This window comes from Vibrio sp. 10N.286.48.B8, assembly GCF_003050085.1.
Taxonomy (GTDB): domain Bacteria; phylum Pseudomonadota; class Gammaproteobacteria; order Enterobacterales; family Vibrionaceae; genus Vibrio; species Vibrio crassostreae.
Genome location: NZ_PIGD01000017.1, coordinates 1 through 26,226 on the forward strand (window position 1 = coordinate 1; position 26,226 = coordinate 26,226).

The 26,226-nt window shown below is 43.0% G+C and carries 27 protein-coding genes; 19 read left to right on the forward strand and 8 right to left on the reverse strand.

The genetic code is table 11. The features are described from left to right. Together CWO08_RS17650 and CWO08_RS17655 are read right to left on the reverse strand one after the other, a co-directional pair. Nucleotides 1-300, reverse strand: a 300-nt coding sequence (locus CWO08_RS17650; protein WP_146161768.1) for an ATP-binding cassette domain-containing protein, incomplete at its 3' end; no start/stop codon positions are given. 234 nt (nt 301-534) lie between these two features. After that, on the reverse strand, nt 535-1,683 hold the full coding sequence (locus CWO08_RS17655) for an iron-containing alcohol dehydrogenase (RefSeq protein WP_107898948.1): 1,149 nt from the start codon (nt 1,681-1,683) through the stop codon (nt 535-537). A 193-nt stretch (nt 1,684-1,876) separates the two neighbouring features. Between CWO08_RS17655 and CWO08_RS17660 the strand changes: the two genes are divergently transcribed. The 12 genes from CWO08_RS17660 (at nt 1,877) to CWO08_RS17710 (ending at nt 10,796) form a co-directional block, all read left to right on the forward strand. Then, nucleotides 1,877-2,761: an AraC family transcriptional regulator gene (locus CWO08_RS17660; protein ID WP_009845512.1), complete on the forward strand. Its 885-nt coding sequence runs from the start codon at nt 1,877-1,879 to the stop codon at nt 2,759-2,761. Nucleotides 2,762-2,930: 169 nt separating this feature from the next. Beyond that, nucleotides 2,931-3,887: a hypothetical protein gene (locus CWO08_RS17665; RefSeq protein ID WP_108020854.1), complete on the forward strand. Its 957-nt coding sequence runs from the start codon at nt 2,931-2,933 to the stop codon at nt 3,885-3,887. Between the two features lie 619 nt (nt 3,888-4,506). After that, nucleotides 4,507-5,754 (forward strand): RidA family protein, encoded by a 1,248-nt coding sequence (locus CWO08_RS17670; protein ID WP_108020855.1) that lies wholly within the window; start codon nt 4,507-4,509, stop codon nt 5,752-5,754. Between the two features lie 325 nt (nt 5,755-6,079). Continuing rightward, nucleotides 6,080-6,430 (forward strand): hypothetical protein, encoded by a 351-nt coding sequence (locus CWO08_RS17675; protein WP_048660034.1) that lies wholly within the window; start codon nt 6,080-6,082, stop codon nt 6,428-6,430. 19 nt (nt 6,431-6,449) lie between these two features. Continuing rightward, nucleotides 6,450-6,914: a GNAT family N-acetyltransferase gene (locus tag CWO08_RS17680; protein WP_048660035.1), complete on the forward strand. Its 465-nt coding sequence runs from the start codon at nt 6,450-6,452 to the stop codon at nt 6,912-6,914. Nucleotides 6,915-7,029: 115 nt separating this feature from the next. Beyond that, complete coding sequence (locus tag CWO08_RS17685; protein ID WP_102433478.1) at nt 7,030-7,683, forward strand: DJ-1/PfpI family protein; 654 nt, start codon at nt 7,030-7,032, stop codon at nt 7,681-7,683. A gap of 56 nt (nt 7,684-7,739) precedes the next feature. Then, nucleotides 7,740-8,096: a hypothetical protein gene (locus CWO08_RS17690; protein ID WP_102433479.1), complete on the forward strand. Its 357-nt coding sequence runs from the start codon at nt 7,740-7,742 to the stop codon at nt 8,094-8,096. Nucleotides 8,097-8,189: 93 nt separating this feature from the next. Continuing rightward, nucleotides 8,190-8,339 carry a hypothetical protein gene (locus CWO08_RS24040; RefSeq protein WP_162929982.1) on the forward strand — a complete coding sequence of 50 codons (150 nt, stop codon included), beginning with the start codon at nt 8,190-8,192 and terminating at the stop codon, nt 8,337-8,339. A gap of 113 nt (nt 8,340-8,452) precedes the next feature. After that, entirely contained in the window at nt 8,453-8,935 is a 483-nt protein-coding gene (locus tag CWO08_RS17695) for an acyltransferase (protein ID WP_108020856.1), read from the forward strand. A 52-nt stretch (nt 8,936-8,987) separates the two neighbouring features. Then, nucleotides 8,988-9,506, forward strand: a complete 519-nt coding sequence (locus CWO08_RS17700) for a GNAT family N-acetyltransferase (RefSeq protein WP_102433481.1) — start codon at nt 8,988-8,990, stop codon at nt 9,504-9,506. Between the two features lie 44 nt (nt 9,507-9,550). Continuing rightward, on the forward strand, nt 9,551-9,835 hold the full coding sequence (locus CWO08_RS17705; RefSeq protein WP_017108087.1) for a YciI family protein: 285 nt from the start codon (nt 9,551-9,553) through the stop codon (nt 9,833-9,835). Nucleotides 9,836-10,043: 208 nt separating this feature from the next. After that, nucleotides 10,044-10,796 carry an alpha/beta hydrolase gene (locus tag CWO08_RS17710; protein WP_065104713.1) on the forward strand — a complete coding sequence of 251 codons (753 nt, stop codon included), beginning with the start codon at nt 10,044-10,046 and terminating at the stop codon, nt 10,794-10,796. A gap of 168 nt (nt 10,797-10,964) precedes the next feature. Here the strand turns inward: CWO08_RS17710 and CWO08_RS17715 are convergent, their stop codons facing one another. Then, a complete protein-coding gene (locus CWO08_RS17715) occupies nt 10,965-11,411 on the reverse strand; it encodes a DUF417 family protein (protein ID WP_050651721.1) in 447 nt (148 codons plus the stop codon). 281 nt (nt 11,412-11,692) lie between these two features. On the opposite strand from CWO08_RS17715, the gene CWO08_RS17720 reads away from it, so the two are divergent. Continuing rightward, nucleotides 11,693-12,055, forward strand: coding sequence for a RidA family protein (locus tag CWO08_RS17720; RefSeq protein ID WP_017062654.1), 363 nt, complete (start codon nt 11,693-11,695; stop codon nt 12,053-12,055). A 129-nt stretch (nt 12,056-12,184) separates the two neighbouring features. Here CWO08_RS17720 and CWO08_RS17725 read toward each other — a convergent pair whose 3' ends face one another. Then, nucleotides 12,185-13,771: a BCCT family transporter gene (locus CWO08_RS17725; RefSeq protein WP_048606304.1), complete on the reverse strand. Its 1,587-nt coding sequence runs from the start codon at nt 13,769-13,771 to the stop codon at nt 12,185-12,187. Nucleotides 13,772-14,222: 451 nt separating this feature from the next. Here CWO08_RS17725 and CWO08_RS17735 point away from each other — a divergent pair, with 451 nt between their 5' ends. Continuing rightward, entirely contained in the window at nt 14,223-17,390 is a 3,168-nt protein-coding gene (locus CWO08_RS17735) for a chitinase C-terminal domain-containing protein (RefSeq protein WP_108020857.1), read from the forward strand. A gap of 295 nt (nt 17,391-17,685) precedes the next feature. Then, nucleotides 17,686-19,149, forward strand: a complete 1,464-nt coding sequence (locus tag CWO08_RS17740) for a sensor domain-containing diguanylate cyclase (protein WP_050646202.1) — start codon at nt 17,686-17,688, stop codon at nt 19,147-19,149. A gap of 135 nt (nt 19,150-19,284) precedes the next feature. On the opposite strand, the gene CWO08_RS17745 is transcribed toward CWO08_RS17740, so the two are convergent. Beyond that, nucleotides 19,285-19,539 carry a YgjV family protein gene (locus tag CWO08_RS17745; protein ID WP_017068159.1) on the reverse strand — a complete coding sequence of 85 codons (255 nt, stop codon included), beginning with the start codon at nt 19,537-19,539 and terminating at the stop codon, nt 19,285-19,287. Between the two features lie 268 nt (nt 19,540-19,807). Here CWO08_RS17745 and CWO08_RS17750 point away from each other — a divergent pair, with 268 nt between their 5' ends. The 3 genes from CWO08_RS17750 to CWO08_RS17760 all read left to right on the forward strand — a co-directional run bounded on the left by CWO08_RS17750 (nt 19,808) and on the right by CWO08_RS17760 (nt 22,226). Next, nucleotides 19,808-20,395: a DUF4136 domain-containing protein gene (locus CWO08_RS17750; RefSeq protein ID WP_050634262.1), complete on the forward strand. Its 588-nt coding sequence runs from the start codon at nt 19,808-19,810 to the stop codon at nt 20,393-20,395. A 178-nt stretch (nt 20,396-20,573) separates the two neighbouring features. Next, nucleotides 20,574-21,758 (forward strand): D-alanyl-D-alanine carboxypeptidase family protein, encoded by a 1,185-nt coding sequence (locus CWO08_RS17755; protein ID WP_108020858.1) that lies wholly within the window; start codon nt 20,574-20,576, stop codon nt 21,756-21,758. Nucleotides 21,759-21,932: 174 nt separating this feature from the next. After that, nucleotides 21,933-22,226 (forward strand): YkgJ family cysteine cluster protein, encoded by a 294-nt coding sequence (locus CWO08_RS17760; RefSeq protein ID WP_081090056.1) that lies wholly within the window; start codon nt 21,933-21,935, stop codon nt 22,224-22,226. A gap of 51 nt (nt 22,227-22,277) precedes the next feature. Here CWO08_RS17760 and CWO08_RS17765 read toward each other — a convergent pair whose 3' ends face one another. Further along, nucleotides 22,278-23,174: a LysR family transcriptional regulator gene (locus CWO08_RS17765; RefSeq protein ID WP_108020859.1), complete on the reverse strand. Its 897-nt coding sequence runs from the start codon at nt 23,172-23,174 to the stop codon at nt 22,278-22,280. A 117-nt stretch (nt 23,175-23,291) separates the two neighbouring features. On the opposite strand from CWO08_RS17765, the gene CWO08_RS17770 reads away from it, so the two are divergent. Continuing rightward, on the forward strand, nt 23,292-23,672 hold the full coding sequence (locus CWO08_RS17770; protein ID WP_108020860.1) for a DoxX family protein: 381 nt from the start codon (nt 23,292-23,294) through the stop codon (nt 23,670-23,672). A 79-nt stretch (nt 23,673-23,751) separates the two neighbouring features. On the opposite strand, the gene CWO08_RS17775 is transcribed toward CWO08_RS17770, so the two are convergent. Then, nucleotides 23,752-25,428 (reverse strand): RluA family pseudouridine synthase, encoded by a 1,677-nt coding sequence (locus tag CWO08_RS17775; RefSeq protein ID WP_108020861.1) that lies wholly within the window; start codon nt 25,426-25,428, stop codon nt 23,752-23,754. A gap of 150 nt (nt 25,429-25,578) precedes the next feature. Next, nucleotides 25,579-26,199: a glutathione S-transferase family protein gene (locus tag CWO08_RS17780; protein WP_050634257.1), complete on the reverse strand. Its 621-nt coding sequence runs from the start codon at nt 26,197-26,199 to the stop codon at nt 25,579-25,581. Between the last annotated feature and the right edge of the window lie 27 nt (nt 26,200-26,226).

Consider the following 26,226-nt stretch of genomic DNA (forward strand, 5'->3'; position numbering starts at 1 on the left):
GATCTTGGGATCACCAAGCTCCCAGAAGGCTGTGCTCTTTTGGTTGGATGAACGTGACGTGCTGAACTTGCTCGGAAGTGCTTGCTCTAGCACAGAAAGCTCGCCACTCTCGAAAGGTTCTAGCTGATTGATACAACGAATCAAGGTTGATTTACCTGAACCTGATGGCCCGCAAATCACCACTATCTCTCCTTGTTCAATATTTAAATCGATATCCTTTAGGGCATGAAAATCACCATACCACTTGTTAAGTGACTTAAACTTAACCATTTCCTTGAGATTGTTCAAATCGTTGTTCATACCTAGTAAAGAGACAGGTTTACCTTACCAATATAGAAATATGATTGCACATAAAATTAGGGACTTATGAGAATTTAATAGCATCTTGTAGGGCAAATAAAAAGCAGCGCCTGATTTGGACGCTGCTTGAGGATATACGCAAGGGCAAAGAATTTGGTTCAGTTTCACGGCATAAATTTTTAGATTATGACGATTTTCCTTAGAACCTTGTTTTCCTTGCTCTAATTTTGAACGCTATTGAATCGCAGACTCTAGAATTTCACGAGTCTTCTCTGGCGTGATTGCTTGGTTTTCGCCAAGTTGCAGGTAGCCATGTGATTCAAGTTGAGCGACAACATTGTCGATCGCTGTTTCTTTGTTTGTTTCGTAGCCGTCGAACATAGTTGCAACGTCTAGGCTGTGGTAGAACGCTTCGATTGCCGCGATTGTGCGCTCGGCTAAATCAGCACCCGCTTCTAGGCCAAATACGTTACGACCCATTTGCTCAAGCTTGCAACGCTTCGCTTCGATTTGGTTACGAAGTAGTGAAGGTTGAACAATCGCAAGTGAGCGTGCGTGGTCTACGTGCCATAGTGCTGTGAACTCGTGGCCAATCATGTGTGTTGCCCAATCTTGATGAACACCCGTACCAATCAGGCCGTTAAGCGCTTGGTTTGCTGTCCACATTAGGTTGGCACGCCATGCGTCGTTGTCACGCTCGTCGTATTGCTTACCCAGTACAAGTAGGTTTTTCAGCAGAGTTTCTGCATAACCGTCTTGAACCATCGCGTCTGTTGGCATTGTGATGTATTGCTCACATACGTGTACCCAAGCATCAACTAAACCATTAACTAGTTGGCGTTCAGGCAGAGACTTCATTACATCTGGGTCCATTACTGCAAACTTAGGCTGCACCGCAGGGTTCATGAATGCCAGTTTTTCTTGAGTTGCTTTACGAGTGATTACTGCACCCATGTTAGATTCAGACCCTGTAGCAGGAAGCGTCAGCACTGCGCCGATTGGCGTCGCTTCTGTTACTTGGTGTTTGCCCGCTAGGATGTCCCAACCGTCACCGTCGTATTTAGCCGCTGCAGCAACATACTTAGAACCATCGATTACCGAACCACCGCCAACAGCGATAATGAATTCTACGTTTTCTTCTTTAACAAGAGCGACGGCTTTATCTAGCGTCTCTTTGGTTGGGTTTGCTTCAACACCAGAAAACTCAATCCAAGCGTGATCTTTAAGAGATGCGACTACTTGGTCGTAAACACCATTGCTTTTGATTGAACCGCCACCGTAGATGACTAGCACTTTCTTTGAAGTATCAACCGCTTGGCTGATAGCGTTGATTTGACCTTGGCCGAAATGGATTACAGTAGGGTTAACGTAAGTAAATTGCATTAGAGATTCCTTGTGTAAAGCTAAATTTGTTATTTTGGTTTATTGCTCAATTTCTATATTTGCATATTAGTACAGTAATATAGGGTTATGAAGAGCTGATCCTCCAAATAAATTGCCTATTTCTACAAAATTGATATTATTTCTCTGCTTTAGCTTACATACTCTTAGCACTTGGAATGGAAAGTCACCACTTATGAAAACACTCGCGCAGTTGTTACAGTCTTATGTAGAACACAAAGGTTGGGATGATCTCGAAGGGATCAGAGAAACTGAAATTGGCGGTGTGTGGTTGTATAGAAGCAGTGGCGGGAATCAGCGTCAGCCATTTACTTACCAGTCGGGTATTATCATGCTCGGGCAGGGCAAAAAGAACATCTACATTGGCGACAGACCCGTTACTTACGCTGCTGGTGATTATCTTGTGGTAGGCGTGCCAATGCCATTGGAGTGTGAAGCCTTACCTGTAAATGGCGAACCATTGCTTGGTTTGTCGATAAGCATCGATTCTCAGCGCTTGCACAGCTTAGTCAAAAAGCTGGAAGACCAAGGCTTTCTAGAGAGCTACTGCAACAAGCACAAGCAGAATTCGAGCGGCTTAGAATCGACGCCAATGGAAGAGCAAATGCTGGAGAGCTTTACTCGATTGGTCAAAACTCTACATTGTGACATTGAAGCCAATATATTGGGCGATGCCATGGTCAGCGAGATTGTCTACCGCGCCCTAACCGGTTCAGAAGGACGAGTGCTGTTTGATTTAGCTCATCATGACGGACACTATGCACGTGTCGCTAAAGCGCTGTCTAAAGTGCATGAAGAGTATGACCAAACCATCACTGTTCAATCGCTTGCCGATGAAGCTAACATGAGCGTGTCTGCCTTCCACAATGCATTCCGCAATGTCACCTTTGAATCACCTCTTCAATATTTGAAGAAGGTGAGACTCAACAAAGCCAAAGAACTGATTCAGCTAGAAGGCCTTCGCATCAGCGATGCTGCTCGCCGAGTCGGCTACTCGAGCCCATCCCAATTCAGCCGCGAATTTAAGCGCCACTTCAATACTACCCCTAGAGCCGTTTAGCTTTTACTCAATATCTATGTTCCGAAACGTGCGGTATTTCATGACGTGTAGATTCCTAATGTCTAGCATGTAAGGTGATATACAAAACTGTGAGATTAATCTCCTTTAAATTCTTGAATTTTGGAGAATAAACCGTATATACAGTATGGAAATATCAAAAGGTGAATCCATGCAATTAACCCATTCAACGAAGCTTCAATTACATTATTACCTTGAGAATAGCTCTCATAGTATGGATGCTCTCGCTCGTAATCGATGTGAAGCAGAAATTATAGCAATTGTCCAAGAGGTGGCTAAAGCTCTCAATACTCATATCGTAATTGAAGCAGAAGCACGCAAAGAGGGTGGGCTGAGAGATATATTTACGTTTGTGAATGCAAATGTCGCTGTTATATCAGTTGTTGTAAGCGTGGTAGGTATTGTCGTGTCTCGTATTCCTAGCTCAGATCCAGAGCTTGAACATTTACAGAAAGAAGATCTTAAACTCAGCATATTAGAACGCAAGGCTCGCCTAGCTAAGTTGAAAATGGAAATTGATGAAGACAACTTATCTCGGGATACCATTGAAAAGGTAGCTGAGTTAGTTGATAGCAATTACAAAGTTGTTTCCCGTAAGTCTAATTTCTATAAGCAATTAAACAATACACCTAAAGTTACTCAGGTAGGAATAAATGGCTTAGATCAAGATGGTGAGGAAGCTTTCAAGGAAGTGATGGTTGAACGTACAGACTTCAAGCGCTTTATCTTGCATTCCAATGCATTACCCGTGCAAGTTGAAGAAGATGCGATAGTTGAGATTATTTCACCGGTACTGCGTAATGGAAGACACAAATGGAAAGGCATTTACGAAGGCGAAAGCATTAGCTTTTCTATGAATGACAAAGACTTTAAACAGGATGTTCTATCTGAACAAATTAGTTTCACTCATGGTGCTGCAATAAAATGTGTTCTACATATACACAGAAAATTAGATGAAGTGGGTGAGGTTGTGATTACTGGTTACTCAGTGGACACTGTAATCGAGAATGGCCAAGACGATGCTTTTAACGAGACTTTACAAGGTAAGAAATATCGCCACCAAAAGGCCTTAGTAGGCGCTCAGCAAGAGTTGTTCGCTAGTAATTAGCAGAGCTTTGTAAACACAATGGCGTCGATCGTTCACTTTTGACGCCATCTTCATTTTAGAAAGCACCACTTCTCAGTATCACAACCACCTTTCTCTGCTGTTACCCTAGGCTTCTCAATTGTTTAATTATATGAGGATATGTATCTAATAATGGGTGTTGTTAGACTATTGGTATTTTAGTATCGAACATATTATTAACGTACTTGTATAAAATAGACTTTTTAAAATAATTAGTTAAATTGCTTAAGAGTTTATGCAGGATATTTTAGTGGTAGTTCAATGGTTCTGATAATAAGGCTGTTTTATTGTGAACAACCTATCAAACTGCATTTAAATTTCGTAATTTACGTATCACACTACTTGAGAGAGTATTCAAGATTATTGAATAGTTTAAAAATTAAAGATAATTTATCAGTTGATAAAGCCAAATGTGACGGATATTTAGTCGTGTGATGACTAATTATTCTATAACTTGCTGATTTATAGTCAACTGAGAGTCTGATGGATATCACATTTACCCTAAAATAATTCACTTAACATGGCGCTACTTTAATCATTCTTTCCAATACGATTGTTCAATATAAATACGTATTCCTATATTATTAAAAGGATAATTCCGATGAGTAGCGATATCATTAAAATTTCAAGAAATACTGAAAATGCACCAATTAATTCTGTATCTACACAAACGGTCGCTTTTTCTCATTATAATAACTTTTCAGCTCAATTACCTGTTGACCCTAAAACAGGTGAAGTCGTAATCGGTAATATTAAAGACCAAGCAGCACAATGCTTAAATAATATTAAAGCCATTGTTGAAAGCATCGACCATGTTATGGATGATGTCGTAAAGATTAATATTTTCGTTAAGAATATTTCTGATATCGAAGCTATCGATGAAGTTTACAAAAGCTTCTTCAACAATAGTCTTCCTACACGTACAGTTGTGGGCGTAGCTACGCTACCGAATAGCGACGCTTTAGTTCAAATGGATGCGCTGATTTCAAACGGCGAAGGCACTAAACCACAAGCACCTTGCGCGCTGGTAAAGGTATCAAGAAATACAGATAACGCTCCGCATAGTGTTGTCTCTACGCAAACAGCGGCTTTTTCTCACTACAACAACCTTTCAGCTCAATTGCCTATCGATGTAAATACAGGTGAGTTGGTTTCAGGTGGTATCACAGAACAAACGACACAATGTTTAGCAAACATTAAAACGATTCTAGAGAGCATCGGTCATGTCATGAATGACGTGGTTAAAACTACTATTTACCTTAAAAATATTGAAGATGCAGAAAAGGTAAATGAAGTTTGCGCTAAGTTCTTCCCAAGTTATGTTCCAGCGCGAACGGTTGTTAATGCCGTTGAACTACCAATGGGCGCTTTAATTCAAATTGATACATCCGTTTCACATGGCGACGGTACACCGCCACAACTGCCAGAAGACACTCGCTTACTGGTTATCGAAGCTAATAATACGGTTGATGCGCCATTTATGGCTTATTCGCACACAGTCGCTTTCTCTCACTACAATCATATTTCAGGTCAACTGCCTGTAGATCCGAAAACCAATGAAGTGGTTGCTGGTGGTATAAAAGAGCAAACTGAACAATGTCTTAAGAATATTAAGGCGATCATTGAAAGTGTTGACCACAGCATGGACGATACGGTGAAAATTAATATTCAGCTTAAAGATGTTTCAGATATTGATGCGGTGAACGAAATCTACACTACGTTCTTTAATGCTGATTTACCGGCAAGAACGGTGGTTGGGGTTTCAGAGATTCCTATGAACGCTTTAATTCAAATTGATGCCGTCGTTTCTAACTGCGAAGGTACACCTCCACAAGACATTGTTGCTTAAACATCGTTACACACATCGATAACAGCGTTGAAATTTCGGCTCTAGTTCCTAACTTGGAATTAGAGCTGATTCAGTTTGAAGGCCTGCGATTAAGCGACAGTGTATACCGAATCAATGACTCTAATTCATCACAAGTTGGGCGCGAATGTAAGCGCCACCTCAATACATCCCCACGAGCGGTGTAATGCTTCCTATCAGCAATAAAGGTTGTTAAACATGCGGCACTTCATATAGTGCAATCTTGCGCATAATTTTTGATTGACCGAGAAATCTAAATTTTATAAATACCTGTTATTGAGGTACTAAGATTCTGGAGGAGGTTCATTTGCTCGATTTGTTAAAGAAAGTGGTGCTTATCAATTTGATGGCTGCAATGGTCGTTTATGTGCTGTCGCAGTTTTTTCCTTTCTTTGCTTCTACTCGACTCGTCGACTTCTTATTTTTTGTCGTTATTGTCATTTGGATATTGGCAAAACTTCTGTGGGAGGGAGGCGTTCATAGCAAAACAACGCGCTTAGATGATCCTATTACAGACAAAGTCTACAAAATGGTCGACGGGCACGATTTTGCTAAAGACCAACAAGAACACTATCGAATGAATTATCAAACGGGCTTAGTGTTATTCATTGCTGGCTTACCGGCGTTTATTGCGTGCTTTGTTCTGCAATTCTTTTAAGTACGGGTAAGAGGCAGTAATGGAAGAATATTTAGAGCTGGACTTGATGACATTAGAGTCAATTTCAAAAGAAGCGGGCTTTCCAATAGATAGAGATGTGTATTTAGCATCGCGCACTCAATCAATGGAACAAGGACTGCTTGTCGAATATCGGCGACAGAATAAGCTAATTGGCTACACAACGTTGAGTGATTTAGGGGATGGAAAGTGGTTTGTCCCTATGTTTGTGGTACACCCAGACTATAGAAGTAAAGCCGCTTTTCTTGCTTTATTTCGTGGCATTGTAAATATACTGAAAGAGCGCGATTCAAGGGTATTAGTAAGCAATGTTTTACGCCTAAATGAACTGTCGGTGCAGTTTCATAAGCGATTAGGGTTTGAAATAACACGTGAGAATCACTTAGGTTATGAATTTACACTAGCGTTGACTCCTGAAGTAAAAAGAAAATGGGCTAACTTCGTCGCTGTTACCTTGGGGTCATAAATAATTGTGGATCGAGTTTGACCTCAAGTGTGTGGTGGTTAATATCACCTTTCTATCAAACGCATCACTATTAACGCTTCTTATCTTTCGAGAGTAATCAGCAAGGGCATGAATTATGTACAAAGTCGGAATCGTATTATTTGATGACTTCACCGATGTAGACTTCTTCTTGATGTATGACTTACTAGGAAGAACGACAGACTCTTGGGAGGTTAAGGTTCTCGGAACCAAGCTCGAGCATCGCTCACATTTGGGTATGACCGTGAAAACCGATGGTCATTTGAGTGAAGTTGCGCAGCAAGACGTTGTGCTGATCACAAGTGGTTATCGTGGTATTCCGGCTGCATTGAGAGAACCAGAGTTCATGAACTCATTACCGTTGGATCCGAGCGAGCAGCTAATCGGGTCGATTTGCGCTGGATCTTTTGTGTTGCACGAACTCGGTTTACTTAAAGGCAAGAGGCTAACAACAAATCCGCATGCAAAACCAACATTAGAAGCGATGGGTGGAGATGTTCAAGATCTACCTCTAGTCATCGAAGGCAACATTGCTACAGCTGGTGGGTGCCTTTCTCTGGTCTACTTAATTGGTTGGGTGGCCGAGCGGTTATTTGATTCTAACAAACGTAGGGCGATACAAAATCAGCTCATCCCTGCAGGGCAGCTAGAGCTCTTCGAAGAGCTTATCTCTAGAACCATCCAGTCTGCAGAGGCTGATAACTTACACAACAAGTCATTCAAAGCTGAGCTTACAGACGCGGTGAGTTAAATCATCGTCATGGTATTTTTACAAAAAGCGTTTAACGAGAGAAAGAAAACCAGTTTATGCAATTTCGAATTATTTTACTGTTGTGCCTAGCCCTGATGGGTTGTTCATCCAAACCAGAGTTAGCTCCTGACCCAACAACTGTCACTCTTTTTTATGGTAATACGTCGATCTCTGCGGGTGTTTTAGAAGATAAAACATTTAGTTCAGTGCTCGCGGATAGGGTTGAAAGCGTGACGTTTTCGGGTTCAATACGTAAGCAAGACTCTGGCTATTTCGTCGATATGTTAGTGATTCGAGAAAAGAAAGAGCCACGCTCAACTCGACAATTAAATACTTCGCTTCTTATGAAGCCCGGAGAGTTGGTGGATGTTGGCGGTGTGAATAACGATGTCTTCAGAGTCATTATTGAGTAGCAAGACAAACATGCCGATTAATTTGAATTTTCACTTTACCTCAACCTAACTTCAAGTCTTAAGCTTCTTTTACTCATTGAAAAGGAGCTTATTATGCAAAATAACTATGTAAAAGAACTTGCTGTCAAAACTTACCAAGAAGACCTTCAGAAAGAGTACGTAAAATCTAAAGCTCGCCCATTTCATGCCCCAAGTTTTATCGGAGGCATACTGTTGTCAGTCGTGTTGGTTGGCTTGTTTTAACTTATGCAGAATCTTTGATCCACTGCCAACTCTCAATACATCTATTTGATGCACTTTAATGCATAAGACACAATCGCTTAGGTTGAATTATGACGCCAATGTCGAGAGGAAGTATGGCAAGTCCTAGAGTTTTAAAGGCGCAGATTACTGATATTACGTGTGGCGAAAATGTCACTATCATCGAACCAAGCAACGTTTATGGCTGTGAGTTTAAAGATGATGTGTTCGTTGGCCCTTTTGTTGAGATTCAAAAGAACTCGGTTATCGGTGACAGAAGTAAGATTCAGTCTCATACCTTTATTTGTGAGTATGTGACGATCGGAAGTGACTGCTTTGTTGGGCACGGGGTGATGTTCGCGAATGACTTGTTTAAAGATGGCAAGCCAGATCCAAACCCAGACAGTTGGGGACGAACTGTTATAGCAAATAACGTTACCATCGGTTCCAATGCGACAGTGTGGTCTGTCAGCATTTGCGAAGGGGTGGTAATCGGCGCGGGCAGTGTGGTGACCAAAGACATCACCGAGAAAGGTATCTATGCAGGTAACCCTGCTAAGAAGTTAAGAGACTTACCTTATATTCAGAAGACAAGCTGAGATGTATGAATCGTAAGGTGCGGCTTTTTAGATAAGCATCAGAGTATTGATTATGGATATATTTTTACACTTACTTCACCCAAGCGATGTCAGTAATTTATTGGAGTTTGAAGTCGAAAATAGAGAATGGTTTGAGCAATTTGTTCCAGCTAGAGAAGACCGTTTTTATTCAAATGCGGGTGTTGCCGAGCAAGTTATAAGCTTTCTAAAAGAATATGACAATGGCGATATGATTCCTATGTTGATCAAAGACGCTAATGGCACTATTTGTGGGCGAATCAACGTTCGTGATATCGACCAGAACACTGAAACTGGAGAACTAGGTTATCGAGTAGGTCACGCATTTGGTTCTAAAGGTATTGCGTCCAACGCGGTGAGGAAGGTACTTATCTACTTGGCCGAGCACTCTTCCCTTAAATATGTTGATGCCTATGCGCTAGTGGGTAATGTAGGGTCAAATAAAATCCTATCCAATACAGGATTTGATTTAGTTGAGCGCGTTGAAAGTTACGCCGTGTTCAAAGGGAAGGCTCAAGATGCTTATTATTATCGCAAAGTGTTATCTATGTAACTGAATACTCTCAATACTAACCTCTTTTACAGTAAGGAAATATTATGTTTATTGTTTCTCTCGAATACCAAGTGCCTTTGAAGGAAGTCGATCGTTTCATTCCAGAACATGTTGAGTTTTTAAACAAGCAGTATGAACTCGGGCACTTTCAGTTGTCGGGTCGTAAGAGCCCTCGAACTGGTGGTGTTATTTTGTCTACGCTTAGTAACAGGGAACAGTTAGACATGATTTTGACCGAGGATCCTTTTCATCGAGAGAATATCGCTAAATATGAAGTCATCGAAATGTTGCCGACGAAGGCGTCTCAAGAGTTTGAGTTTTTGTTATAGGGTGCATTTATTCTACGAAGTTAATTGGTATTTTAACTTGTTATTTTAATTGAACTTTATAATCTGAACTCTCGCCACTGGCAGCTTGAGAAGTGAACTTGTATGAGTAATACTAGCCGCAAATTTGGCAGGGCAGTTTTGAAGATTCGAGGCATAATTTCTCTTGTCTTAATGGCGGCATTACTTATGTGTATGAGTTCGAGGTGATATGAAGTATTTAATAGGTGTTTGCTTAGGTGCCTTATCTCTGTCTGCGACAGCGCAGTCAATGGTCATTGTTGATTCAACAAGAGACCGCTCTATACCTCTAGAGGTTGTTTTACCGCAGGATTCTGATAGTTGTACAACGACAGAACAGTGTGGCGTGGCTTTTATTAGTGCCGGTAATCGAGTGCCATTCACCAAATATAGTTTTGTTGGAGAAATGCTGAACGATAGGGGTTACATGACCATTTATGTCGATCACGAACTACCAAATGATCCTCCTTTATCGAAGACTGGTGACTTGTATAAAACACGAATTGAAAATTGGACGCGAGGGGCACAAACTCTCAACGTACTTCAACATGAGCTAGCGAGTCGTTTCCCTGTTTATGATTTTGACAAGTTAACCTTAGTCGGGCATTCGAACGGTGGCGATATTTCTACATGGTTGAGTAACGAAAATAAAAGTTATGTTTCTCAGCTAATTACGCTCGACCATAAACGAGTCACTTTACCTAAAAGCGAAAGTATCCGAGTGCTTTCCATTCGAGCAACGGAATACCCTACCAAAGAGGGTGTACTGCCAACTGAATCAGAGCAGAAGCAATATGGTAGTTGTGTTGTTGAGATTCCAGACTCTAAACATATGGATTTAAGCGATTATGGTTCTAATCTCGCGAAGCAAAGTACGAATGACATTATTATTGGCTTTTTGGATGGCTTAGCGTGCGAAGAGTTGAGAGTAAAAGTTGAGTAGAAACATCTAAACCATTAGGGCGTGATATCTGTATTCGGAATAGACGACCGAGCTAATCGATTATCGCCTCATATATTAGAAGCTGGCAGCGTCCTTCTAGCCAGCTTCGAGTCTTTTTATTTCAAGGTTTAAGGTTACTTCTAGTTACGGCCACTTATAGGTTTACGGTTACTTCTGAGGTTTGTTACGTTCGATTACGCTAATTGCGATCGCTAAAAACAGGATGTCTTTCACTAAAAAGAAGTTAGTGACTAAGATGCCATCCGATACTTTCCAAGCGTTTGGCGTTGTAATCAGGAAGCTAAGTGTCACAACAAAGATAGCCGCTGCCGCAATGCCTGAATAGAAAGCTACTGTCGGTTTCTTAAATCCAACGATCAGTCCAACCGCGACAATGATCTCCGCGCCACCCACCATGTTAGACACAGCTTGCACTGAGAACAGATTGTAAAGCCAGTTCATTGCTGGATGATTTGCGATTAGCGGTTCAATGAGCATCGCTTCGGTTGGCGTAAACTTATAAATACCAATCCAAGCTAACACCAATGCTACGCCAATCACGCCTAGGTTGTATCCGACGTTACTCTGTTTTAAATCATAGGTTTGAACATGCATAAAAGTACTCCATTTAATAAAATCCCTGAATATGACCGCAATAGCTCAGATTAAATTTCGCGCTGTGAATAATACTTAATATATTTATCTAAAAACTTAATAGGTAACGACTTATTGTCTCGATAGGAACTTAAAGGCTAGTGACGTTGAGAACCTAAAGAGTGTGTAGGCGATAGTGCTGTTCAAAAGGTGCCGCGAGTTTTCCAATTTTTGTTTTCAATATTCATGATTTGGATTAGATTACGCTGATGTTCACCCTAATTATAAGAAGAGTATAACCAGTGAAAATCCATAGAATTAACCCGACCAAGCGTTGGTCTGATGTGACTGTTTTTAACGGTATCGCAAGCTTTGTGGAAGTGGCAGAGACGGATACAACAGCAGGAATTAAGAGTCAGGTTCAGCAAATCTTCGAACAAGCTGAAGAAATGATGAGTTTGGTAGACAGTGATAAATCTCGCGTATTGTCGGTGACTATTTACCTAACGGATTTCGCTAACTTTGATGCACTGAATGAAGTTTGGGAAGCGTGGTTCCCTGAAGGTTGTGCGCCAAGCCGTGCATGCGTGAAAGCAGAACTTGCTAATCCTGAACTATTGGTTGAGATGTCATTCATGGTTGCTGCGGGTGAAAAGTTTCAATAAGCTGAATTATCGGTAGAAATAAGCATTCGTCGATACAAGTAACGAACAGATAAAACAAAGCCACTCAGGTGAATCACTTGAGTGGCTTTTTAGTGTTCTAGATTATCCGAAACTAAATCGGATTAGGTATTAAGCGAGACCTTGATCTCTTGCCATCTGTTTCGCGATCTTCGGAGCGTGCCATAAGCATGGCAGTAAGATGAACGAAACAGGAACCGCAGTGATTACAATGAACGACTGTAGGGCAGAAATGCCGCCAGAGCCCATTGAGATAAGTGCGATCGCTACCGCACCCATGATGATACCCCAGAAGGTACGTACCGCTGCGTTCGGCTCTGTCGTGCCCGTCATTACTACACTGATCGTGTAAGTCATTGAGTCACCTGTTGTCACGATGAACGTGGTCGTCAGGATCAGGAACAGAATTGCAATCAGAGTTGGGAACGGCAGTTGCGCGGTAATTGCTAGAAGAACCGCAGGAAGGTTGAAGCCTTCGAACGCACTAGAAATCACACCTGGGTTCTCTAATTCAAACGCTAGACCACTACCACCAACGATGCTGAACCAGAAACACGTTACAAGCGGTGCAACGATGCTGATAGAAACGATCATTTGGCGAATAGTACGGCCTCGTGAAATACGAGCAATGAAGATAGCCATCATTGGGCCATAGCCTAAGAACCAACCCCAGAAGAATACCGTCCAGCCACCTAGCCACGCTGTATCTTGGCGGTATAGCGCCATTGGGATGAAGTTATCAACCATTTCGCCCATACCTTGCAGGTAACCATCAACGATGAAGCTCGTTGGGCCAACAAGAAGGATGTAGCCGATTAGACACACAGACAAGATGATGTTGTAACGGCTTACTAGTTGGATACCTTTGTTCACACCACTCAAAGCAGAAAGTGTGTACATTGCGATAGCAAAGATAATAACGACACTTTGTGTTGCAAAGCTGTCTGAAATGCCAAACAGTTCGCTTAGCGCGTAGCTTATTTGTAGGCCGAGGAAGCCAATAGGGCCGATAGTACCTGCGGCTACAGCCACGATGCTGCATGCGTCGACAACGTTACCAACCCAGCTGTTAATCGCTTTGTCACCAAGTACTGGGTAAAGCAGCGTGCGTGGCTTAAGAGGAAGACCTTTGTCGTAATGCAGGTGCATTAACACGATGGAAGACAAGCCACCTAAGATTGCCCATGCAAGGAAACCCCAGTGCATGAAAGATTGTGATAGAGCATTGAACGCCATCGCTTGAGGATCTGCGTTGCCATACAGTGGCGGAGCTGAAACAAAGTGAGCGATAGGCTCTGCGGCTGCCCAGAACACACCACCGCCGGCTAGCAACGTACATAGGACGATAGACATCCATTTAAAGGTGGTCATTTCAGGTAGAGCAAGCGTTCCTAAGCGAACGTGGCCGGTGCGACCTAGTGCAAGCACTAAACCGATAATGAAGTTGAGAAGTAGTAGGACTTGCCAGAAAGCACCGAACCATTTAGTTGAATAACTAAAGCCGATGTTTACAAGTTCGGACAACACGGAGGTGTTGGTGAAGGCTAGGATGACAAAGAGGGTTAAAAAACTGCCACTAAGCCAAAAGACTGGGTTTCCGAGTTCCAGTTTTTCACCCAAAGATTGAGCTTTATTGAAATCGATAGAAGTAGATTCTGCGTTGATGTTTTCGTTGGCGACTTGCGTCAAGTTGGACATTATTTCTTCGCTATATTTGGCTCTTTCAAGCCTATGTATTTCTCCCACACTTGCATAGAAATGTGAGGTTCGTCAAAAAAGCCGCCGATACTAACACATTTGTTATCAAAAAGTGGGCGAATTCCCAAAAGAATCCCAAATCGCCTTTAAATCACTACTTTTTGGCTAGTTTTGATACGAATTTTTTTCTCGAATCCAAATCACATTTCTGATTTTTGAGACGTTATTTTTTAGCTTTCCGAAATAAATTAATATTAGTTGTTGGTGCAAAATAAGTGTCGACTCATTGCATGCTATAAACAAATTAATGCGAGTCATTTTATAAATACTGAATATTTTAGGTGTTAAATTGGCGCTGTTACCTACAGTTGTTTTGCGAAGAGATTTAAGTGGCGAGGAAAGTCCCATTTAAATTAAACATCTTGAAACAACAACTTAAGGGATAGCTAACATGCACCTAAATCAAGGAAGAGTGGCCAAGAAGGTTTTTACACTCAGTACGCTCACCGCGTCATGCTTAATGGCGTTCAACAGCTATGCGGCTGTGGATTGCTCAACGTTAGAAACGTGGAACTCTGCCACTGTATACACAGGTGGTGATCAGGTTTCACATGACGGCAGTGCTTATACGGCAAATTACTGGAATCAAAATAACAACCCAAGCCAATTTGAAGGCGACTACGCACAATGGAAGAAAGTGGATGTGTGTAGCGGCGACGGAGGTGGCGGTACGCCGAATGAAGTACCAACTGCTTCACTAACGGCTCCCTCTGCTTCTGACGCGATTACTGAAGGCGACAATGTTGTGTTGAGTGCAACAGCGCTAGACTCTGATGGCAGTGTGGCTTCGGTTGAGTTCTTTGTTGATGGCACATCAGTTGCGGTAGTCACAGCGGCACCTTTCGAAGCGACTTGGGCTGCAACGTCGGGTAATCATCAGGTTTCTGTTGTTGCAACGGATAATGAAGGCGCAGTAAGTGTTGCAAGTGCGGTTTCTGTTTCTGTTGATTCAGCACAACCAGGGAATGAAGCACCGACAGTTTCAGTTACACTTTCAGCGACATCTGTTGATGTTGGTGGTGTAGTCACACTGACAGCAACGGCAGCAGATAGCGATGGCACGGTTGATAAGGTTGATTTCTATGTGGCTGGTGCTCTTGTTGGCACTGCAGCAACGAGCCCTTACACGTTAGATTACACAACGACTCAAGCGGGTTCTTTAGCAGTTTACGCGAAAGCGACAGACGACCAAGGTGCGACTACAGACTCTGCGTTGGCATCGTTGACTGTGAATGGCGCTCCAACAGTGAGCACATGTCGCCCTGATGGCTTATATCAAACTCAAGGTGTCGATGTTCCTTACTGTACGATTTACGATGATGAAGGCCGTGAGAAAATGGGCGCAGATCACCCACGTCGTGTCATTGGTTACTTCACAAGTTGGCGTGCAGGGGATGACCCACAAGCTGCTTACTTAGTAAATGACATCCCTTGGGAACAACTTACACACATTAACTACGCTTTTGTGAGCATCGGCTCAGATGGCAAAGTAAACGTCGGTGATGTGAATGATCCTGAAAACGCTGCGGTTGGCAAAGAGTGGCCGGGTGTGGAAGTTGATCCTGCATTAGGCTTCAAAGGTCACTTTGGTGCATTAGCGACAGCGAAGAAAAAACACGGCGTGAAAACGCTAATCTCAATCGGTGGTTGGGCAGAAACCGGTGGTCACTTCGCCACTGACGGCAGCCGAGTTGCTGATGGCGGTTTCTACACAATGACAACCAACGCAGATGGCTCTATCAATCATCAAGGTATCGAAACATTCGCAACGTCAGCGGTTGAAATGCTGCGTAAATACCAATTCGATGGTCTGGATATTGATTACGAATACCCAACCTCAATGGCGGGTGCCGGTAACCCTTACGACAAAGACTTCATGGAGCCGCGTCGTCAATACCTATGGGCTTCATATCAAGTGTTGATGAAAGTGCTACGTGAGAAGCTCGATGCTGCCTCTGCGCAAGATGGCAATCACTACATGTTAACGATCGCGGCGCCTTCTTCTGGTTACCTGTTACGCGGTATGGAAACATTCGATGTGACTAAGTACCTCGATTACGTAAACATCATGTCTTACGACCTTCACGGTGCGTGGAACGATCACGTTGGTCATAACGCAGCCTTGTTTGATACAGGTAAAGATTCAGAGCTAGCGCAGTGGAACGTATACGACACGGCGGCTTACGGTGGTATTGGTTATCTGAACACGGATTGGGCTTACCATTACTTCCGTGGTTCTATGCCAGCAGGCCGTATTAACATTGGTGTGCCTTACTACACTCGTGGTTGGCAAGGCGTAACGGGTGGTGAGAATGGTCTTTGGGGCCGAGCAGCACTGCCAAACCAATCTGAATGTTCAGCGGGTACGGGTGAAGGCGAGAAAAACAACTGTGGCCATGGCGCTATTGGTATCGACAACATGTGGCACGATACCGATCCAAAAGGTAACGAAATGGGCGCGGGTTCTAACCCAATGTGGCACGCGAAGAACCTAGAGAAGGGTATTTGGGGCTCTTACGCTGAAGCTTACAAGCTTGATCCTGTGAATGATCCTTCAGATGTTCTAACGGGTACTTATACGCGTAACTACGACAGTGTAGCGGTTGCCCCTTGGTTGTGGAACGCAGAGAAGGGCGTATTCCTTTCAACGGAAGATAAACAGTCTATCGACGTGAAAGCGGATTACGTTATCGACAAAGAGATCGGCGGCATCATGTTCTGGGAACTAGCAGGGGATTATAACTGTTATGTTCTCGATGCAAGTGGCAACCGAACGTCTATCGATACGACTGAGCAAGCGTGTAATAGTGGTAACGGTGAGTTCCACATGGGTAACACCATGACGAAAGCTATCTACGATAAGTTTAAGTCTGCGACTCCATATGGAAACAAAGTAGCGACGGGTGCTATCCCAACAGAAGCGCTGGATATCGCGGTATCGGTTGGTGGCTTCAAAGTTGGTGACCAAAACTACCCAATTAACCCTAAGATCACGTTTACAAACAACACAGGCCAAGCACTTCCGGGCGGTACCGAGTTCCAATTCGATATTCCTGTGTCTGCGCCTGACAATGCAAAAGATCAATCGGGTGGTGGTTTGACGGTGATTGCTTCGGGTCATACTCGTGCGGATAACATCGGTGGATTAGATGGAACCATGCACCGAGTGGCGTTTACGTTGCCTACATGGGAAGAGCTTCCAGCTGGTGGTGTGTATGAGTTAGATATGGTGTATTACTTGCCAATTTCTGGCCCTGCTAACTACGCGGTGAATGTCGGTGGCGTTGATTACGCGTTTAGCTTTGAGCAGCCAGATCTACCATTAGGTGATATCAGTTCAGGTGGCGGTAACCCTGGCGATGGCGGCACCAACCCAGGTACATGTGATACAGCAGGTTTAGCGGTTTACCCAGACTTACCTCAGAAAGATTGGGCGGGTAACCCAAGCCACGCAAACACAGGCGACCAAGTGGTTCATAACGGTAGTGTTTATCAAGCAAACTGGTGGACAAGTTCTGAACCGGGTAGCGACGGTAGCTGGACTCAAGTTTGTTCTTAATTTAATGCTAAGTAATCTCTTTATAGACAATAGAGCGTAGTAATAGGTAATAAATGCGAATGCTTTTAAGTCTATTTATCAGGATGTTAGTATAAATTAAGTCATCAATTTAAACGTAAAATTAAAACGCCGAACTGAATCCAGTTCGGCGTTTTTGTCATAAGTCACAGATTGCGTATAGAAACCCTTGAAAATATCGACACTCGTTCAGTAAAAAATAAAAACATGATATAAAACAGTCTGTATATAAGAGAAGTCACAGCGTTACCTGAAATTATAAATCTACGGGGTAATCTTGAAAGTCAGACGTAAATACATTCTTAATTTTTCAATTGCGCTCGCCGTCGTGTCGATGATTCTTTCTGCCTTTCAATTTAATCGAACTGAAAGGTCATTGTTGGAATCTAACCAACTGTTTTTTCGTACGATTGTGAACGCGAGTTACGATATTGTCGACACCACAGTGAATGAGGCGATAAAGACATATCTTAAAGGAATTACGGATACCGTTGCGTCTCATGTATGGCATACCACGCCAGAACAAGAAGTTGAACAGGTAAGCCAAATTGCCCGTGAATTGCATATTGGACAATCGGGTTATATCTATTTGATGTCACCCCAAGGCGTCCACCTTTATCATCCATTCTTGCAAGGTCAGAAGCGCGGACATCTTACTCATATCCAAAAACAGCTCACTATTGACTCTGGCATGATCGAGTACTTTCACGCTAATCCTCATGAAATAAGCCGTAGAGCCAAAGTCGCTTATTCGATGAGGCTCCCGAGTGGCAACACTTTGGTTGCGACGACCTATAAAGAAGAACTGATGTATTTGGTCGATCTTGAAGGTTTAAAAGACAAACTTAGAAAGTACGCGTTTGGTGATAGCGGATATGTATACATTGTCGATCTGCAAGGTAACTTAGTGCTTCATCCGGATTATGAACATAAATCATTGAAATCCTTAATAGGCTACTCGTCTGAACTGCTTATTGATCGAATCGCCACCAAACCAGAAGGTCAATTCAGTTACTCGATTTCCAGTGATAGTGGCACGACCAACAAAAAAATCTTCTATAAGTTTTACCCTTATCTTAATTGGGTCATTTCTGCAGGTATCTTAGAGCAAGAGCTTAATCGAAATCATAGCCTGTTGTTTATTAGTTTGATGGCTTTGGTTGTAAGTTTGTTGAGCATTATTGTCGTGTTGGTTCTTTACCTGCGGCATCGTCATCTCAAAATCTTGGATGTGGCAAGCCTAGATTACCTTACTGGGCTTCCTAGTCGACGGAGTTTTATCGAGCAGCTAAAACTGAAAATTACTCAGAATTCACCTTATCCGATAACGAATGTCGGCGTCATCTTGCTTGATATTGACCATTTCAAACGGGTCAACGATCAATATGGTCACGCTCAAGGCGATCGAGTTATCTGTGCGGTCGCAAAGTCACTTAAGAGATTTGTTAACCGTCGTCGTTTGATTGCACGCTATGGCGGTGAAGAGTTTATTTTGGTGACGTTTGATTGTGATGAACATGAGTTATTCGAATTATCAGAGGCGTTACGGCTATGTGTTGAGCAACTTCAAGGCTTAGTGTCGCCAGTAACAATCAGCGCTGGTTGTTGCCATACCCAAGCATTGACTGATATTGAAACCGCTATCGATAAAGCCGACAAAGCGCTTTATCAAGCAAAAGAGAGTGGACGTAACAACACTCAAGCGTATCGAGAGAACGAATATCACGTTGCTTACATGTGATCGGTTGAAAGCCTCATTGAATTGAAAAGTTTTGTTCACACAAATCGAGCTCTTGAGAACGACAGAGACAAAAAAGCCCAAATAGATCGCTCTATTTGGGCTTTTTCAGAATTATTTGAAAGGCTAATCGCTAATTTAAGCTTTCGCTGCTTTCATCGCTTCCGTTTTTTTTTCCTTTTGCATTTTTGCAAGGAAGTAGATGTTTACACAAGCGATAAAGCCGTTGGTGGCTGCAACTGGCCATGCGTCAATCATGATGCCGTATGCTGTGAAGAGTGCACAGCCAATAAAGTTAAGGACACGCAGACGAACGATATCTTTCATTGTTAATGAAATTGCGACCATAATAGACGCAGCGTAACCTAAAATTTCAACCATATTGAATTCCATTGTTTGACCCTCTTAAATTTGCCGATACTTTGTCGGTACCAATTCTTCTCTTCATGAGATGATTGAGGAAGCTCCGTGCCTCGAATGGTCTGGTTTTGTTTAACGGGATGAACTATACCAACTCTGTTTTTGTGATTAAACCCCCAAAACGGACAGAAGTGAAGGTTAGCGATTACGCAAACGTTTAATGACCTTTCTATTAACATAATTACTATTTATGTTGGAGGTTAAATTGATAGTTATTCTTATATAGGTAAGGAAGCCTCGAATGATAAAGCGATCCATTTGTGCAACAAAAAGCATAACAAAAGCAGCACTATTGGCTTTGATGGCTATTGGGCTGACCGCATGCACCACGCAAGAAATACCACCCTCGCACAATTATGGTGTGGTCACTAGCGGTGACTTTGATTTTATGAAACACGGCGTAATGACGTACTCCTGGCACCCAGAGTCAGAAAAGGTTTACCTTTCTCAAAAATACGATGAAACCGTGGTGACCGATTTAGTGCGTGATTCGATTCAAGAACAGCTCTCAAGTAAAGGTTATCAGTTAAAACAGGATGGTGTCGGCGATGTTGTTGTAGGCTTTGGATTAGCGGAAGAATCGGAACTGAACGATGAGTCTATCTTCGATGCGATTAAGCTATCTACTGGTGTGCCATTTTACGATGGTGAAGGTAAAGTTGCGGAGAAAGGGTCGTTGTACATTGCGTTTTTCGTACCTAACTCAGAGGTCGTACAATGGCAAGCATTAGCACAGTCTGGCATCCAACCTGATTTAGAACCAAGCGAGAGCAAACAGCGTATTACTGGCTTTGTTGAAATGTTATTTAGACGTATGCCTGAGCGATAGAATTAGGCGTTAGATGTATTTGTTGAGTCAATATTAGTTGTTGAAAATATGGTCAGATCGCAGATTATACTTTTTTATTTGTAACGAATGGTACAAATACGTAAAGCAACGTAAAGTTCGCGCTTCTTTTGCTAGCATTTGTCTATACTGCTCAAAACGTTAACTTAGGTTTGATTCAATGAAACTGTTTTCCAAATACTCTCTCCCTCTATTAAGTATATTCATTGTAAGTAACGCCGCGATGGTAAGTAATGCAGCTATCGCAGCACCTTCTATAGTACCAAGCCCACCTAGCTTAGGCGCAAAAGGGTATGTGTTAATTGATTTTAATTCTGGTGATGTGCTGGTAGAAAAAAACGCACACACTAAGTTAAACCCAGCGAGCTTGACCAAACTGATGACCAGCTATGTGGCAGGTCAAGAGATGAAGCGAGGCAACATCTCTGCTGACGATCAAGTACGAATCAGCGAAAACGCGTGGGCGAAGAACTTCCCAGACTCTTCAAAAATGTTCATCGAAGTAAATACCGATGTAGCAATGATGGACCTTTATCGTGGTTTGATTATTCAATCCGGTAATGATGCTAGTGTTGCGATTGCAGAGCATGTTGCAGGCTCACAAGATGCATTCGTTGACCTGATGAACTCTTGGGCTACCTCTCTGAAGCTAGAAAACACCCATTTTGCCAATGCACATGGTTTGGATGCAGACGACCTCTATTCGACTCCTTACGATATCGCGTTACTCGGTCGTGCCATTATTCGTGATTTACCGGATGTGTATGGCTTATACAGCGAGCGTTCTTTCAGTTACAACGGCATCACACAGCACAACCGTAATGGCTTGTTGCGTGATAGAAGCTTAACCGTTGATGGCATGAAAACGGGTTACACCTCTGGTGCTGGCTACAGTTTGGCGAGTTCAGCGACACAAGGTGAGATGAGACTTATCGCGGTTGTGATGGGTGCATCAAGCGTTAAGAGCCGTGAATCAGACAGCAAACAGCTGTTGAGCTATGGTTTCCGTTTCTTCGATACACTAAACCCGCACAAAGGCGGCGATCAAGTGGCTAAAGAGAAGGTATGGTTTGGTGAGCAAGACACATTGAAACTAGGTGTGGCAGAAGACACGTTCATTACGTTGCCTAAGTCGGACAGTAAAAAGCTGACTGCATCTATCGAGCTTAACTCTGAACTGAAAGCGCCGATTGCAGAAGGTCAAACTCTAGGTGTGGTTCATTACACTGTTGATGGTGAAGACGTTCAAACTCAGCCTTTGATCGCGCTTGAAGCGGTTGAACAGGGCGGTTTGTTCAAACGTTTAATGGACTACGTTAAGCTGTTCTTCGCGAGCCTATTCTAAATAGAGCTTGTGGCGATAAGCCGCGCTGAAAGTCGAAATATGATGGGCGTTGTGAGTGAATCACAGCGCCCATTGTTATTTCTACATCAATCAAAACACCGCGCCGCACTATCTTTATTAGCCGTAGCGGGCGGTTTCGATTACTATACGCAAAATTTAGCAGTGTAGTCACTTATGACGATAGAGATAAAGAACGTAACCGAACCCGAAGTAACCTGTGCCAATTGTCAGGCATGCTGTTGTCGTTTAGAGGTTATGATCATCACAGATACGGGCGTACCTGAAGAGCACATCGCTTACGATGAATGGGGTGGTGAAACCATGAAGCGCTTAGATGACGGCTGGTGTTCTGCGGTAGATAGAGAAACACTGATGTGTACTATCTACGAAAACCGACCATGGATCTGTCGTGAGTTCGAAATGGGCTCTTATGAATGCGTTGATCAGCGCAAGGATGTAATGGGCTAAGGCTTTATTTTAGCTATCGATTTCAGTTGAGCTCTAGCTGTTTTTAGAGCTTTAACTATTCCTTGAACTCAAATACTCCGCAAGAAAATCGATAAACACTCGGATTCTTTGGGGCAAATAGTCGCTCGCATGATACACCGCGTACATTGGTAGCTGGTCATTACTCCAATCTTCCAATAACCGTGTTAATTCCCCTTTCTCAACAAACTCCTTACCCATCCAATTCGGCAAAGCGACAATACCTAAACCTTTACGAGCCATCTTAAGCAGCATTTCTGGGCTGTCTGAAGTGAATATTTGATTTACTTTAATACTGCTGGCTTTGTGGCTCTTGTCGGTAAAACGCCACTCATTCGTAGGTGTCATCAGTGAGTAGGTCAAGCACTGGTGTTTGCTCAACTCTTGAGGCTGTTGCGGTGCTCCGTGTTTCTTTATGTATTCTGGTGATGCGAAGTAGTGAACTTTATTATTAAACAACAAGCGCGCTTTTAACCCTGAGTCTTTGAGTTGGGATGCGCGGATGGCGACATCAATATTGTGTTCATTGAGATTAACGATGCGGTCGTCAACGCTGAGATTAATCCGTATCCCCGGATGTTGTTCAATGAATGCTTGAAGCGGTTCACTGAGTAACATGGTTGAAAAGGCACTTGGAGCGGATATTTTCAATTCACCTTCTACAGACTCGGTTTCTCGCTTGAGCTGACTTTCTATTGCGGACATTTCTTCTAGGAAGCGGACACAATAAGTGAGGTAGTCTTTACCTGCATGGGTTAGGGTTATTTTGCGACTGTTTCGCTGAAACAACGTCATTCCTAAATCACTTTCTAACCACGCAATCTTTTTACTGACGGCACTTTGTGTCATGTCGAGTTTATTGGCAGTAGCAGTAAAACTATTTAGCTGCGCAGTTTCCACGAAGATACGAATACACTCAATTTTATCCATTCCACTTGCCTTATGTCTGCTATCTAAACTCAACCATTCCAAATTGGAATCTTAACCATCATAAAATTAGCATTTATCGCTCGATTTATGAATGGTTAAATAATCCCACTGACGTTAATAATTCTTAAGAAAGGTGGCAATATGATTTTATTGGTGAGTGTATTACTGGTGGTGTTCTTTTTATTGGCAAGCTCAATCAAGACACTTGCTTGGCAGCGTAAAGTGTTCGAAATCCAACTTGGTTTTTTTAAAAGCTATGGATTAAACCGAGTGGTCATGTTTCTAGTTGGCATGGTTGAGTTTACTGGAGCTGTATTGTTGCTCTGTGCTTTGGTTGGTTTAGCACCTGAACATACGCAAATGATGGGAGGTTTGATATTAGCGAGTACTTCACTAGGGGCGATTTACTTTCACTTGAGATTCGATACGTGGAAGGATGGTATTCCCGCGATGGTGACTCTGTTGGGCTCTGGCTTCTTGGTCATTGCAGCGTACTAAGTTTATTCGTATGTAGCGATAGAGGTGAGAGGCAAAGAAAATAAGAGTAGGGCACGAAGCCCTACCAAATAGAAATCATTTAAAACTCAGAAGGCACTTCAAACTCCATCCATTCACCGGTTGTCGGGTGAATCAACTTTAGGTAGCCAGCGTGTAGGTGTAAGCGCTCTCGTTTGTATCCGTATAAGTCGTCACCACGAATAGGCACACCAAGCCCTAATGGATGAGCACAGTGCACTCGCAGCTGGTGGGTTCGCCCTGTTTTAGGGTACAAGTGAACCTTGGTTTTGCCATTGTGAGTGCCAACCGCCTGCCAGTGGGTTTCTGCATTTCGGCCGTGTTGGTGGCAAACCAGTTGTCTTGGTCTATCCGTGATGTCGCCGCGCAAAGGAAGGCTGATGTCGCCAGATTCACCCGTTACCTCACCATCTAACAAAGCGGTGTAGCGCTTCTCTACGGTTCTATCAATGAACTGCTTCTGAATGTGCTTGTTTGACTCTGCCGTGAGCGCCAAGATCAACAAACCTGACGTCGACATATCCAATCTATGAATAATCAAAGGGCCAGTCGCATCCGGGTAACGCGCTTTAATGCGTGTATAAACAGAATCTTCGATGAACTTACCAGGAACCGACAAGAACTCTTCAGGCTTATTGACGACTACGATTTCATCGTCTTCATAAACAATATCAAAAGACTTGCCTACAGCAGGGTTCACGATAAGTGGGTTATCTTCTAGTTCAATACCACTCAGCTGGTGGTCGAGGATCTCAAAGCTTTTACTCTGACAAACCGGGTAGAGGTTTCCGTGTTGTCGAATGATATCTGTAGGCGGTAATCCCCACCAAAATTCAGATAATGCTAACGGCTTGAATCCGTGTTCAAACGCAAAGTTAAGCAACTTAGGTAGGCAGCAGTCGCCAGAGCCTTCAAGTGCGTCTTTGCCATCGAGTAATTCGAGCAAGTTCTTAGATTGCTTGGCTTGATCGATAAAGCGATAGTGAGAGAGGCGTTGAGTTTCCAACAGCTGTGAAACTGCTTGGTGATCTTGCTTACGGTTTTTCAGTTCGTTTTCAATCAAATTAACGTGTGATTGGCGCTCTGCGATCTTCTGTTTCCACTCAATACGAAGTGCTTTTAGGTCACGTTTCTCTTGGCTACTTTGATTACCCAGTTGTTTGAGCAAATTCGTCGCCGACTCTAGATTCCCTAATGCTTTTTCTTGGTTTGCTTGCTCTCTGAGTTCGTTACGTTGGGCTTTATTCGCGGCCATAGCTAACTGAAAGGCTTCGATAGCTTGTGCTGATTCGATTTTTAACCCTTCAAGCTTGGCCAATAATGCGTCTAGGTTGTGCGACTGTTGTAGCTTTTCAATGTCACCCGCAAGTTGCAATTGGTGAGCAAGGTTCGCACTGTTTTGAGAGTGAAACTGTTTTGAATCGAAGGCTGGTGGAACAAAGTGAATGTTGTTTAACTGAGAGACCAAAGCCGGATCTAACTGCAAGCCAGAAAACGCAGAAAGGTAGCCTAACTCTTGTGTTGTTGGATTCTGAACAAGAAGCACAGCGTAGAGATTACCTTGCGAGTTTTCATTCACACCACAGTCGATAAGTGATTGCTGAAGCTGTAGCATAGCGAGTTCACACACAGGGTGTGGGGTATAGTAATACGGAAACGTAAAACGGGTCGGTAGCGCTAAATCGACATTCGTGTTTGGTAGGTGCAGAGGTGTGTATTGAGCGAGGTTTGCTGGCATTAAGATCAAACTCTATGGCTGTTCAGTTAGAGTTCGATATTGTTGTCGAAATGAAGACAAATGAGAAGCCAAAGCAGAAGATAAATCGGCTTTGGCTTCATTTAGTTTCTTGTGTTTACCCTAGCAAGCACGTGTTTGAGTGAAACTCGATCAGTTCGAGTGTTCTAGCTCTACTTGCTCAGCTTTTTGGTAAGCAGGGTGGCTCTTTAAAAGCTCGCCGTATTTAGCAATGTTAGGGTAAAGCGCAGTTGCACCAAAGTTACCCACGATTTCTACGATGAACGACATCATAAAATCTGCACCTGTTAGTGTGTCTGCAACCAAGTAGGTTTTACCTTCAAGTGCATTATTCACGTAAGTTAAGATCTTTTGGTTTTCATCGTCTGCATAACCGCCTAGGAAGTTAGTTTCACAGCCGTCTTTCATCACAAAGATCTTAAGCAACATTGGCAAAATACCTGAGCTCTCAGCGAAGTGAAGCCACTGCGAATATTCGACGTAGTCTGCGGTGCCGCGAGTAGGTGCGAACTTACCCTGACCGTATTTGTCGATTAGGTATTCCGTGATAGCACCAGATTCAGTGATCACGACGCCATCGTCTTCAATGACAGGAGACTTACCCAATGGGTGAATGGATTTAAGTTCTGGTGGCGCAAGAAAAGTGACACTGTCTCGTTGGTAGGGTTTGATTTGGTAATCTACCCCAAGCTCTTCCAATAGCCAGATGATGCGCTTTGAGCGCGACTTATTCAGGTGATGCAAAGTAATCATGATTCTACCTAGTTAACGGGTTCAGTT

Excerpts from the sequence above, each read along its gene's own strand:
- CWO08_RS17655 (WP_107898948.1), bottom strand. The coding sequence starts at position 1,683 with ATGCAATTTACTTACGTTAACCCTACTGTAATCCATTTCGGCCAAGGT.
- CWO08_RS17660 (WP_009845512.1), top strand. The coding sequence starts at position 1,877 with ATGAAAACACTCGCGCAGTTGTTACAGTCTTATGTAGAACACAAAGGT.
- CWO08_RS17665 (WP_108020854.1), top strand. The coding sequence starts at position 2,931 with ATGCAATTAACCCATTCAACGAAGCTTCAATTACATTATTACCTTGAG.
- CWO08_RS17670 (WP_108020855.1), top strand. The coding sequence starts at position 4,507 with ATGAGTAGCGATATCATTAAAATTTCAAGAAATACTGAAAATGCACCA.
- CWO08_RS17680 (WP_048660035.1), top strand. The coding sequence starts at position 6,450 with ATGGAAGAATATTTAGAGCTGGACTTGATGACATTAGAGTCAATTTCA.
- CWO08_RS17685 (WP_102433478.1), top strand. The coding sequence starts at position 7,030 with ATGTACAAAGTCGGAATCGTATTATTTGATGACTTCACCGATGTAGAC.
- CWO08_RS17690 (WP_102433479.1), top strand. The coding sequence starts at position 7,740 with ATGCAATTTCGAATTATTTTACTGTTGTGCCTAGCCCTGATGGGTTGT.
- CWO08_RS24040 (WP_162929982.1), top strand. The coding sequence starts at position 8,190 with ATGCAAAATAACTATGTAAAAGAACTTGCTGTCAAAACTTACCAAGAA.
- CWO08_RS17695 (WP_108020856.1), top strand. The coding sequence starts at position 8,453 with ATGGCAAGTCCTAGAGTTTTAAAGGCGCAGATTACTGATATTACGTGT.
- CWO08_RS17700 (WP_102433481.1), top strand. The coding sequence starts at position 8,988 with ATGGATATATTTTTACACTTACTTCACCCAAGCGATGTCAGTAATTTA.
- CWO08_RS17705 (WP_017108087.1), top strand. The coding sequence starts at position 9,551 with ATGTTTATTGTTTCTCTCGAATACCAAGTGCCTTTGAAGGAAGTCGAT.
- CWO08_RS17710 (WP_065104713.1), top strand. The coding sequence starts at position 10,044 with ATGAAGTATTTAATAGGTGTTTGCTTAGGTGCCTTATCTCTGTCTGCG.
- CWO08_RS17715 (WP_050651721.1), bottom strand. The coding sequence starts at position 11,411 with ATGCATGTTCAAACCTATGATTTAAAACAGAGTAACGTCGGATACAAC.
- CWO08_RS17725 (WP_048606304.1), bottom strand. The coding sequence starts at position 13,771 with ATGTCCAACTTGACGCAAGTCGCCAACGAAAACATCAACGCAGAATCT.
- CWO08_RS17735 (WP_108020857.1), top strand. The coding sequence starts at position 14,223 with ATGCACCTAAATCAAGGAAGAGTGGCCAAGAAGGTTTTTACACTCAGT.
- CWO08_RS17745 (WP_017068159.1), bottom strand. The coding sequence starts at position 19,539 with ATGGAATTCAATATGGTTGAAATTTTAGGTTACGCTGCGTCTATTATG.
- CWO08_RS17750 (WP_050634262.1), top strand. The coding sequence starts at position 19,808 with ATGATAAAGCGATCCATTTGTGCAACAAAAAGCATAACAAAAGCAGCA.
- CWO08_RS17755 (WP_108020858.1), top strand. The coding sequence starts at position 20,574 with ATGAAACTGTTTTCCAAATACTCTCTCCCTCTATTAAGTATATTCATT.
- CWO08_RS17760 (WP_081090056.1), top strand. The coding sequence starts at position 21,933 with ATGACGATAGAGATAAAGAACGTAACCGAACCCGAAGTAACCTGTGCC.
- CWO08_RS17765 (WP_108020859.1), bottom strand. The coding sequence starts at position 23,174 with ATGGATAAAATTGAGTGTATTCGTATCTTCGTGGAAACTGCGCAGCTA.
- CWO08_RS17775 (WP_108020861.1), bottom strand. The coding sequence starts at position 25,428 with ATGCCAGCAAACCTCGCTCAATACACACCTCTGCACCTACCAAACACG.
- CWO08_RS17780 (WP_050634257.1), bottom strand. The coding sequence starts at position 26,199 with ATGATTACTTTGCATCACCTGAATAAGTCGCGCTCAAAGCGCATCATC.